We start from the raw sequence: 10,740 nt of genomic DNA on the forward strand, positions 1-10,740 counted from the left end.
ATGTGCGTACAGTAGTCGAGGTTTGGCCGTAGCGCGATTTGAGGCGACGAGCTGTAGCAGATTTGGTTTGGTGTTCGGTCGGCAGAGCGCCGGGGGGAGGGAGTAAATAATATTCGCAGCTACATGTTCCCTGAATAGCCGGGCCATCAACGGTGGCGAGTTGCCGCTATCCATTTAAGCTATCATCCTTCCCGCCGATACACATCCGGTAAATAATAAAGCGTCCATGGAGTGCGTATGTCGCGGGAAAGAGTTGAAACCATTGATTACCTACGCGGCATTCTTTCCGTGTCGATCATGTTTTATCACTACATGGGGTGGCTGTTCCCCAACCAGATGGCCGAAGACAGCTTGCTCAGCAAGGTTGGTTACTACGGTGTCTCGGCTTTTTTTGTCATCAGCGGCATGAGCATGTGTATTGCCTACAACGGCAGGCTCTCAACTCCGGGTGACGTGAACCAGTATGTGATCAGGCGCGCTCTTCGCATTGTCCCGCTGTACATGCTCGCCTCAGTTGCGGCGTTGGCAGCAGCAGGGATGGCAAGCAAGACTCAGGGCGCCATCGATGTTTATGGCTGGTCGTCGGTCGTCCTGAACTTCACGTTGCTGTTTTCCTTTATTGATCCGAGTAAGGCCATACCAGGTGGTGGCTGGTCCATCGGCAATGAGCTGTTCTTCTATTGCTACTTCCCGATCATGCTGTACCTGATTCGTCTGCATCGCGCCTATGCGGCGGCGATTCTGCTGGTGTCGGCGGGGATGTTCATCTATTGGGCCATGGTCTTGGTGCCATCAGCCGGTGAGGCGCAGGCCTGGAAAGAGTACGTAAGCAACCAGAATCAGGCGTTGTTCTTCGTGTGCGGCGTGCTGATTGCCTACGCTGGCGGTCGCCACAAGCTGGGCAATCTTGCCTCGATTACGTTGGGCGTGTTGGCGTTTACGGCCTTTTGGGCTGTGAGTGTTGAAGTCAGCACCGCACTGGTGGTGGGCTGGGAGCGGATCGCGCTGGGAATCTGCACCATCGCGTTTGTCTCGAGCGTCTATTTTGTGAAGGTGAAGCTGCCCATCGCTATCGCCTGGGTTCTGCATACGGTTGGCGCGCTCTCGTTCTCGATCTATCTGCTGCATCCGCTGGTCTTTTCGGTCGTGCGCAAGGTCGGTTCGATCCTGGGCCTTGCGCCTGAGCTGATTATTGCCGCGTCGGTTGCTGGCACTTTGGTTGGGGCTTATGTGGTGTACCACTGGTTTGAATTGCCGATCATGCGTCTGGGCAAGAAGCCAAAGCCGCAGGCGCCGATCAGCGCTGAGCTGGTGCAGAGATAGCGTCGGGAGGCGTTCGGCAGGAAGCCGGGGGATGGGGCAAATCAGTTCCGCAACTAGATTTCTACCCCTTGAAATCATTGACCCTAAGGGGCATTCAAAACCTCAAGGTGCGGAATTTATATTGGCATAAGGTGCTGATAAGTATAGAAAAAATCATGGATTGCAAATCCACCTACGCCGGTTCGATTCCGACCTCGGCCTCCACTCTTAAAAACCCCGTAGATTAACGTCTGCGGGGTTTTTTATTGGCTGCAGGAAAGTGAGGTTTTCTGCAACTATCAGTTGTGTTCCGCAAGTGCGAGCGATGTGGCGGCACGTGATCAGAATGATGTCAGGGCGCAATCGGCCAGGGGTGGATATTCATTAGCGGCCAGAAACAGCCCTCGGATGTCGGCGAGTTTGGGCCCGTGTACCACGCGAGGTTCAGTTTTCAGTTGTGTCTCTCAAGCGCTTTCTTTACAAGCATTGATAGACGCAAGCTTTTCTTTTACGTGCCTTGAACTATGGTGAGTAGAATTGTCAGCTCATCAGGGAGAAAGGTATGCGAGCACCATTTGAGATGACCGACGGGATGGTGTCTCTGCGCAAGATATTAGAAAGCTACCCAGTTGGGAGTGAACATTGGAACGAGGCACAAAATCGGTTTCAGTTTGTTGACAGGTTGCTGACAGAGTGCTTGGGTTGGGAAAAGCCAGATATTGCTGTTGAGCTAACTGATGAAATGAATGGGAGAGCGGATTACGCATTAGGCCTTCCCGTCAAGGCAATTCTAGAAGCAAAAAAAGAGGCGATTCTTTTTGACATACCTCCTTCTAGCTCAAATATTGTGCTTCGTAAGCTCCAACCTTTAATTGTCGCATCCAAAAGCTTTAAAGAAGCCATTATTCAAGTTATTCCCTATTGCGCAATGAGAGGCGCACAAGTCGCGATTGTTTGTAATGGTCCACAAATTGCAATTTTTCAAGCAGTCACTCCTGGATTTCCTCCGCTAGAAGGCGAGTGTTACTTTTTCAATGGTTTTCAATCGTACATTGAACATTTTCCACTTCTGTGGAAGTTTCTTTCACCTGAGGGGATTGAGGGGAACCATGCAAATCGAGACTTGGCTTTTCATCGAAACCCTAGGATACCTCCCAAAGGTTCCACGGTTATCGCTGAACCTTTAAAATATAGGTACCGGAATGACTTTCAAGAAAATTTAAGATCATTGTCATCGCTACTTTTGGAAGAGATCGAAGATAATCCCGAACTAAAATCAGACTTTTACAAAGAATGCTATATCGGCATTGAGGCTAATAACAGGCACCTTCTTTTAAGCAAAAGTATAATTTCCGCTCGTTACCGGCGAGCAGGTGAACTCGGCGTTGCACCCTCAGCTCTAGATGAAATTACGGGAGTTGATGGAAATGGCAATTTACAGATCAGCGACCCTTCTCTGCTTGGAAAGATGGGCTCCCGTCCCATAGTAGTGATTGGAGATGTGGGCGTAGGAAAAACGTCTTTTTTTGAAAACTTATTTGAAAGCCTCACTAGCACAGATCAGGCTAATACGTATTTCATAAATATTAATCTTGGCATAAAGGCAACTTTGAGTCGAGATATAAAAACATATATACTGGAAGAGGTTCCGAGAATACTAAAAAGCAAATATAGCATCGATATAAATACTGCTGCTTTTGCCAATGCGATATACCATAAGGACTTGGTGGATTTCGACGCAACTGTAAATGGAAACCTAAAAGAATCAAATTCAGAACAGTATATCCTCGAGCGAGCAAGGTTCTTAACAATTAAAACAGATCAAAAGGATATGCATTTACAGGCCGCATTGGGTCACCTGAGTCGTGGTCGTAGCAAACAAATAATAATGGTGCTGGACAATGCAGATCAGCGCTCGTTCGAAGTGCAGCAAGAAACATTTCTTATTGCGCAAGAGTTTGCGGCATCTAGGAACTTGTCAGTTTTTGTAGCACTAAGGCCTAGTACATTTTATCTCTCAAAAACTACTGGAGCACTTTCTGCTTATCAAAACAAAGTCCTAACTATATCCCCTCCGCCTGCGGATGAGGTTATCCAGAAAAGGCTAATTTTTGCTGTCAGAGTGGCAGAGGGGAAGGTAGCTCCTGCCGCACTGCAGGACATCAGGCTAAACCTGAAAAATGTTGTGCTTTTCTTGAATGCCACTTTGCGCTCCATTAGAACAAGTGACTCTATTAAGCAGTTCTTGAGTAATGTGACGGGAGGTAATACGCGCTCGGTTATCGAATTAATTACCGGCTTTTTTGGAAGCCCCAATGTCGATTCTAAGAAAATAGTCAAGATCGAAGAGGAAAGGGGCGGGTACAGAATACCATTGCACGAATTTACGAAACATAGCTTGCTAGGTGAGTATGCCTACTTTAACTCCCAGTCGTCATTAGTTGCTTGCAATATATTTGACGTTGTTGGCGCAGCTGACCCGCGAGAGCATTTTTTGTCTTCTCTAATTGTTGCCTACCTCAGCTCCAATACGGGCGTGGTCGACAATGATGGTTTTTTGGCTGGTAGAAATATAATTGCGGAGCTTACTGGTCATGGTTATGTAGATGATCAAATCAGTAGGGCTTTAAAGTTTTTGGCTATGAAGCGGTTAATTGAAACTCCGTACGCGCACTACCGCGAAATACAGGTTGCGGAGCATGAGCGCAGTGATCAGATGCATTATCGGGCGACATCAGTTGGAATTTATCATGTTCGTCACTGGGCAGGTTCGTTTGCATTTTTAGATGCCATGTCAACTGATACCCCAATCTTTGACGAGGCTGCAAGAGAAATAGTTTGTGGTCTTGCGTCTTCCTTTTCTATAAGTGACAGATATACAAAAACTGTTGCCTTTAGAGATTATTTAAAGGCGCAGTGGCTGTTATCTAGCATAAATGTAAATTATTTTGATTTTATAAGTTTGCTCGGCGGCCAGGAGAACTCTTTTCTTACCGTCTCCAGTCACATTGTAAACCGACCTGCTCACCAAAGATGAGTTTCAGTTATGGGGTCGATTCCTTGGGGAGCAATTTCGGTAAAGCTGCTATTAGCCAATAGTTGCCTGTTGTGTCGAGGGTCGGCTCAAGGCATAGGTGAAACTAAGGCGGCGATATTAGCCAGCCAAGATTGAAGAAAAAATCATTTCCTCAATGATAAATCAATGTCGTGTGAATAAAGGTTTTCAGCCGTCTTGATACATCATAAATACGGAAGGTTATTTATCTTAACTAACTGGGTTGCAGGGTTTTATTCTTAGATCGCAACTCCAGCTACACCGCTTCGATTCCAACCTCGGCCCCATTCTTGAAAACCCCGTAGACCAACGTCTGTGGGGCTTTTTTATTGCCAAAAGACAAGTACCTCACCGCGCCGTATACCCCACCCCAAGCTCCCACCGCGACTGCCAATGTTCCACATACCGCCGTGCTACCTCCGGCGCCCCCTTAATCACCAGCACATTCTCCGAATTCGCCGTCTCCGCAGACGTCGCATAATTGAATGACCCCGTTTGCACCGTGCTGCCATCAACAATGATCACCTTGTCATGCTGCAGGTGAAAGTGATCACTGGTACGCAGTTCCACGCCATTGCGGCTGACAAAGTCCATAGCCGTGGTACTGGCCTTGCCAAGGTTGCGTTTCTTGTCGATGACCACACGCACCTTCACCCCACGCTTCTGCGCCTCGACCAACGCCCGTGTGATGTCGGGCGCTTGAAAGGCGTAGGCAAGCATCTGAATGCTGTGCCGCGCGCTGCCGATGGTCTCCAGGACCAACGTACGCGCCGAACCTTCTGGCGAGAAACCGACGGCAATGCTGGGTTCAGCCAGAGAGAGGGGCGATAAGCCGAGCAGGGCCCCCAAGGTGATGCTTCGAACGATCATCATGTTTCAAACCCCGATAGCGCTGTGTGCAAACGCTTCGTTCGCAGCGCGTTGTAAGTTTAAAAATACAAAGCCTACCAACACGTTACACGATAGCCGTGACGCCGTCGGCTTTCGCTTGTCCTATCTCTCGCGAAACAAATATTGCCAAGCAGAGAGTGTTTTCATGAAGTTGAATTACCTGACCAAGGCGGCCGTCGTGGTCGCGCTGTTGTCCACCCTTTCGGGTTGCTGGATGTTCATGCCACCACCAGGTGGTGGTGGTGGTGGTGGTGGTGGGCACGGACAGGGCGGTGGCCACGGTGGTCCAGGCGGTGGCGGTGGCCAGCGCTAAGTAGTGCATCCAGGGAGCAAGCCGTTGCGGCTTGCTCCTTTTTTTTGTGCGGCGAAAGTGTATTCCCCGATCCACCCCTAGCTGTACGGGGCGGTCGGCCCGCTAAACCTCTACTGTCACAGTCCTGCCACCACCGTCTGGATGCTGCGCCATGTTCATGTCTACCAGCCTGCTGTCAGCCTTTGTGCTGTTCGCTTTCGTGTCTTCGATCACCCCGGGGCCTAACAACACCATGCTGCTGGCGTCGGGGGTGAACTTCGGGTTTCGTCGCTCGATGCCTCATGCGCTGGGGATCAGCATCGGTTTCATGCTGTTGGTGATTGCGGTCGGCCTGGGGTTGGGCGAGGTGTTCAAGGTGTTCCCGTGGGCCTACACGCTGTTGCGTTATGTGGGCGCGGCGTACCTGCTGTACCTGGCGTGGAAGATTGCGACGTCCGCCGGTATGTCCGAGAGCAGCGATGCGCACGGCAAGCCGATGACGTTCCTCGGCGCGGCGGCGTTTCAGTGGGTCAACCCCAAGGCGTGGATCATGGCGCTGGGGGCAATCACTACCTATACGCCGGCCGAGGGTTATGTCACCAACGTGCTGGTGATCGCCTTGGTGTTTGCCGTGGTCAACCTGCCCAGCGTGTGTGTCTGGGTGGTCTGTGGCAGCGGCCTGCGCAATGTGTTGCGCGAGCCGCGCTGGTTGCGGGTGTTCAACGGGTCAATGGCGGGCTTGTTGGTGCTGTCGTTGTACCCGATGTTGTTTGTCAGCTGACGGCGTTACACCGGCGAGATGGTCGCCAGCAGGCCGATGCCGATGGTCAGCACTAAAAAGCCGAACAGGAAAATTGCCATCTTGGTCATAAGGCCTCCGAAGGGAAGGGGGCGCCAGGAAGTGTCCTGGTGCACTCGACAAGGGTGTCGGGAGTGGGCGTATTGTCCGCCCGGGGCAGTTTTCGATACAGAGGCAGATGATAAAGAAAAAACCGTATCAGATGCGCGTTCAGGCGCCTGGCTTCGGCCTGTGCAGGGTGGCGGTTTTTTCAAGCTCAGCCCACATCCCGGTGTTTATGCGCCCGCCAACCTGTAATCTTTACGCTTGATAGTGACCGTTACCGTGCCCGTGCGAGGATGTATGCGACGTCTGTTGAGCAAATACCGTTACGCCATTATTTTCTGGCTGTGCTTCGGCATCTTCCGCACCTCCCTGGCCGATTGGAACCCCATCCCCTCTGGCTCCATGCGCCCGACGCTGGTGGAGGGCGATGTGGTGCTGGTCAATCGCGTCGCCTACGACCTCAAGCTGCCGCTGACCGACATCTCGGTATTCGCGCTGGAAAACCCGCAACGGGGCGACGTGGTTACCTTTACCTCGCCCAAAGACAGCCTGCGCCTGATCAAGCGCATCGTCGGCATCCCTGGCGACACCCTGCAAATGAAAAACGAGGTGCTGTGGATCAACGGCGTGCCCGCCACTTACCTCGATGCGCAGGCCATCAGCGAGCGCGTCTCGCCTGATCAATCCATCGCCGGGATCAAGCTGACCGAGCTGGCGAACAACAGTCGGCGCAGCGTCCAGTTCATGCCGCAGGTGCGCGCGCGCAGGGACTTCGGCCCAGTAGTGGTGCCCGCCGACAGCTACTTCATGCTCGGCGACAACCGTGACAACAGCGCCGATTCGCGCTACATCGGCTTCGTACCGCGCCGTTTGCTGATCGGCCGCGCGCACCATATCCTGGCGTCCGCGCAGATCCTCGATCGTTGGATGCCGCGATTTCGCCGATTTGGTGCGCCAATCCTCTAAGATGGCGCCCACTGCACCAACAACAATAAAGTGGGCAACCCCTCGATGGAAAGACGCCAGTTCAGCGGTGGCATGAAAGGCAAGAACCTGCGCTACCTGAATGACAACCCGCAACAGCCGTCGCCGGTCACCCGCGTCGGCTTTGTGCTGCTCGAACACTTCTCCCTGCCCGCATTCACCCAGACCCTCGACACCCTGGTCACCGCCAACCTGCTGCGCCCGGATCTGTTTGCCACACGCACCTTTGGTTGGGACGATGGCGAAGTCATCAGCGACCTCGGCCTGGTGATCCGCCCGGACGCGCGCCTGGACGTTGCGGCGTTGCACGAGCTGGAATTGCTGGTGATTTGCGGGGGCTTTCGCACCGAACTCAAGGCCGGCGATGACTTTGTGCAACTCCTGCGGGTTGCCGCCGAGCAAGGCGTGGGTCTTGCGGGGCTGTGGAATGGCTCGTGGTTCCTCGGCCGTGCCGGCTTGTTGCAGGGCTACCACTGCGCGATCCACCCGGAACATCGCCCGGCCTTGGCGGAGGTGTCCAAGGCGGCCCACGTCACCAGCGAACCCTTTGTGATCGATCGCGACCGGCTCACGGCGTCCAGCCCATCGGGGGCGTTTCATATGGCCCTGGACTGGATCAAAAGCCTGCACGGCAAAGCCCTGGTGGAGGGGATTGAAGATATCCTGGCGTTTGAAGAGTCGCGCTACCGGCGTATCAAACCGACGGAAAACGTCAGCGTCAGCGCGCCGTTGCGCGAAGTGGTCAAGCTGATGGATGCCAACCTTGAAGAACCCCTGGAACTGGATCAGTTGGCCGTGTACGCCGGCCGCTCACGGCGCCAGCTTGAACGGTTGTTCAAGGAGCAACTGGGCACCACGCCGCAACGCTACTACATGGAGTTGCGCGTGACCGAAGCGCGGCGGTTGTTGCAGCACACCGAACTGTCCCAGGTGGAAGTGCTGGTGGCGTGCGGGTTTGTGTCGCCGAGCCATTTCAGCAAGTGCTATAGCTCGTACTTTGGGTATCGGCCTTCCAAGGAGAAGCGGTTGGTCAAGTAGCGGGGTGGTTGGCAGTACCACCGCTATCGCAGGCAGCACAGACAACATCCCAACCCCAGACCCACCCCCAATGCAACGATTCGCCCCCACACCCCTCATATGTCTACACCCAACGTTTCTCCACGACAGGTAGCGGACTTATGACGGCGGCGGACAACGATCATGTGAACTGGCTGGTGCAACAGTCGATGCTGCACGCGGCACGCCAGCGCGCGAGGCTCTATTCCGGGCAAGGGCGCCTGTGGCAGCAACCCTACGCACAGACTCGGCCACGGGATGCGACGGCGCTGTCGTCGGTGTGGTTCACCGCCTACCCGGCGTCGATTGTCACCCGTGACGGCGGTACGGTGCTGGAAGCCCTTGGCGATGAAAGCCTGTGGCAGGCCTTGTCGAAGATCGGCATCCAGGGCATCCACAACGGTCCGTTGAAGAAGTCCGGTGGCCTCAGCGGCACCCAGCACACGCCGACCATTGACGGCAATTTCGACCGCATCAGTTTCGACATCGACCCGCAACTGGGCACCGAGGCGCAGTTGCAGGCGTTGACGCGCATGGCCGCCGCACACAACGCGGTGATCATCGACGATGTGATCCCGTCCCACACCGGCAAGGGCGCGGACTTCCGCCTGGCCGAGATGGCCTACGAGGACTACCCCGGCCTGTACCACATGGTGGAGATCCGCGAAGAAGACTGGCCGCTGCTGCCCGATGTCGCCGAGGGCGATGACGCACATAACCTCAGCCCGCTGCAGGTCGATGCCCTGCGTGACAAGCACTACATCGTCGGCCAGTTGCAGCGGGTGATCTTCTTCGAGCCCGGCGTCAAGGAAACCGACTGGAGCGCCACGCCCGTGGTCCTCGGTGTGGACGGCAAGCCGCGCCGCTGGGTGTACCTGCATTACTTCAAGGCCGGCCAGCCGTCACTGAACTGGCTGGACCCCAGCTTCGCCGCGCAGCAGATGATCATCGGCGACGCCTTGCACGCCATCGATGTGATGGGCGCGAAGATCCTGCGCCTGGACGCCAACGGTTTCCTCGGCGTGGAACGCAAGCTGGACGGCACGGCCTGGTCGGAAAGCCACCCGCTGTCGATCACCGGCAACCAACTGCTGGGCGGGGCGATTCGCAAGGCGGGCGGCTTCAGCTTCCAGGAGTTGAACCTGACCGTGGACGACATCGCCGCCATGTCCCACGGCGGCGCGGACCTGTCCTACGACTTCATCACCCGCCCGGCCTACCAGCATGCCTTGCTGATGGGCGACACCGAATTCCTGCGCTTGATGCTGCGCCAGATGCACAGCCTGGGCATCGACCCCGGTTCGTTGATCCATGCCCTGCAAAATCACGATGAGCTGACCCTGGAGTTGGTGCACTTCTGGACCCTGCACGCCCATGACAGCTATCAGTACCAGGGCCAGACCTTTCCCGGCAACAGCCTGCGCGAGCACATCCGCGAACAGATGTACGAGCGCCTGGCCGGCGAGCAGGCGCCGTATAACCTCAAGTTCGTCACCAATGGCGTGGCCTGCACCACGGCCAGCATCATCACCGCGGCACTGGGCATTCGTGACCTGGCTACCATCACGCCGACGGATATCCAGCAGATCCGCCAGATCCACCTGCTGTTGGTGATGTACAACGCCATGCAGCCCGGGGTGTTTGCCTTATCGGGTTGGGACCTGGTGGGCGCGCTGCCTTTGGCGGCGGATAGCGTGGCGCATTTGATGGGCGATGGCGACACGCGCTGGATTCATCGCGGCGCCTATGATTTGGTGGACCTCAACCCCGAGGCCGAACTGTCGGCCGGGCAGATGCCGCGCGCGCAAAGCCTGTATGGCAGCCTGAACAGCCAACTGCTGGACCCGCAATCCTTTGCCTCCCAGCTGCAAAAAATCCTCGCGGTACGCCGTGCCTACGACATTGCAGCGAGCCGCCAGATCCTCGTGCCGGATGTGCAGAACCCTGGGCTACTGATTATGGTTCACGAACTGCCAGCGGGGAAGGGCACGCAAATCACCGCGCTGAATTTTGGCGCGACGCCGATCACCGAAACCCTGCACTTGCCCGACATTGCGCCGGGGCCGGTGGTGGACATTATCAATGAGCGGGTTGAAGGGGATTTGTCGGCGGAGGGCGAGTTCACTATCACCCTGGATGCTTATGAGGGATTGGCATTACGGGTAGTCAGCACCACCCCGATGCTGTGATTGAACGCGGTCAACTGTGGGAGCTGGCTTGTGTGGGAGCGGGCTTGCTCGCGAATGCGGTCTATCAGTCACAGATGTGTTGTCTGATCCACCGCATTCGCGAGCAAGCCCGCTCCCACACAAGCTC

8 protein-coding genes are annotated in these 10,740 nt (G+C 55.1%); 7 read left to right on the forward strand and 1 reads right to left on the reverse strand.

The window, feature by feature from the left end:
• Window positions 1-237: 237 nt before the first annotated feature.
• Both DBR46_RS20800 and DBR46_RS20805 read left to right on the forward strand, forming a co-directional pair.
• Window positions 238-1,323 (forward strand): acyltransferase, encoded by a 1,086-nt coding sequence (locus DBR46_RS20800; protein ID WP_124527700.1) that lies wholly within the window; start codon window positions 238-240, stop codon window positions 1,321-1,323.
• 541 nt (window positions 1,324-1,864) lie between these two features.
• Complete coding sequence (locus DBR46_RS20805) at window positions 1,865-4,339, forward strand: hypothetical protein (RefSeq protein WP_177414102.1); 2,475 nt, start codon at window positions 1,865-1,867, stop codon at window positions 4,337-4,339.
• 366 nt (window positions 4,340-4,705) lie between these two features.
• Here DBR46_RS20805 and DBR46_RS20810 read toward each other — a convergent pair whose 3' ends face one another.
• Entirely contained in the window at window positions 4,706-5,227 is a 522-nt protein-coding gene (locus tag DBR46_RS20810; RefSeq protein WP_124527713.1) for a phospholipase D family protein, read from the reverse strand.
• A 166-nt stretch (window positions 5,228-5,393) separates the two neighbouring features.
• On the opposite strand from DBR46_RS20810, the gene DBR46_RS30240 reads away from it, so the two are divergent.
• From DBR46_RS30240 to treS, 5 genes are all read left to right on the forward strand, one after another.
• A complete protein-coding gene (locus tag DBR46_RS30240) occupies window positions 5,394-5,561 on the forward strand; it encodes a hypothetical protein (protein ID WP_158619159.1) in 168 nt (55 codons plus the stop codon).
• Between the two features lie 151 nt (window positions 5,562-5,712).
• Window positions 5,713-6,321 carry a LysE family translocator gene (locus tag DBR46_RS20820; protein WP_124527701.1) on the forward strand — a complete coding sequence of 203 codons (609 nt, stop codon included), beginning with the start codon at window positions 5,713-5,715 and terminating at the stop codon, window positions 6,319-6,321.
• A gap of 360 nt (window positions 6,322-6,681) precedes the next feature.
• Complete coding sequence (gene lepB / locus DBR46_RS20825; RefSeq protein ID WP_124527702.1) at window positions 6,682-7,350, forward strand: signal peptidase I; 669 nt, start codon at window positions 6,682-6,684, stop codon at window positions 7,348-7,350.
• 72 nt (window positions 7,351-7,422) lie between these two features.
• The gene (locus DBR46_RS20830; RefSeq protein ID WP_017734272.1) at window positions 7,423-8,406 is read left to right on the forward strand and encodes a GlxA family transcriptional regulator; all 984 of its coding nucleotides are present in this window, start codon (window positions 7,423-7,425) and stop codon (window positions 8,404-8,406) included.
• Window positions 8,407-8,546: 140 nt separating this feature from the next.
• On the forward strand, window positions 8,547-10,613 hold the full coding sequence (treS, locus tag DBR46_RS20835) for a maltose alpha-D-glucosyltransferase (protein ID WP_124527703.1): 2,067 nt from the start codon (window positions 8,547-8,549) through the stop codon (window positions 10,611-10,613).
• Window positions 10,614-10,740 lie beyond the last annotated feature (127 nt).

Origin of the sequence: Pseudomonas sp. KBW05 (assembly GCF_003852405.1) — a bacterium.
In the GTDB taxonomy this organism is placed as follows: Bacteria; Pseudomonadota; Gammaproteobacteria; order Pseudomonadales; family Pseudomonadaceae; genus Aquipseudomonas.

Coding starts and splice junctions, on each gene's coding strand:
- DBR46_RS20800 (WP_124527700.1), top strand. CDS start 238: ATGTCGCGGGAAAGAGTTGAAACCATTGATTACCTACGCGGCATTCTT.
- DBR46_RS20805 (WP_177414102.1), top strand. CDS start 1,865: ATGCGAGCACCATTTGAGATGACCGACGGGATGGTGTCTCTGCGCAAG.
- DBR46_RS20810 (WP_124527713.1), bottom strand. CDS start 5,227: ATGATCGTTCGAAGCATCACCTTGGGGGCCCTGCTCGGCTTATCGCCC.
- DBR46_RS30240 (WP_158619159.1), top strand. CDS start 5,394: ATGAAGTTGAATTACCTGACCAAGGCGGCCGTCGTGGTCGCGCTGTTG.
- DBR46_RS20820 (WP_124527701.1), top strand. CDS start 5,713: ATGTTCATGTCTACCAGCCTGCTGTCAGCCTTTGTGCTGTTCGCTTTC.
- lepB (WP_124527702.1), top strand. CDS start 6,682: ATGCGACGTCTGTTGAGCAAATACCGTTACGCCATTATTTTCTGGCTG.
- DBR46_RS20830 (WP_017734272.1), top strand. CDS start 7,423: ATGAAAGGCAAGAACCTGCGCTACCTGAATGACAACCCGCAACAGCCG.
- treS (WP_124527703.1), top strand. CDS start 8,547: ATGACGGCGGCGGACAACGATCATGTGAACTGGCTGGTGCAACAGTCG.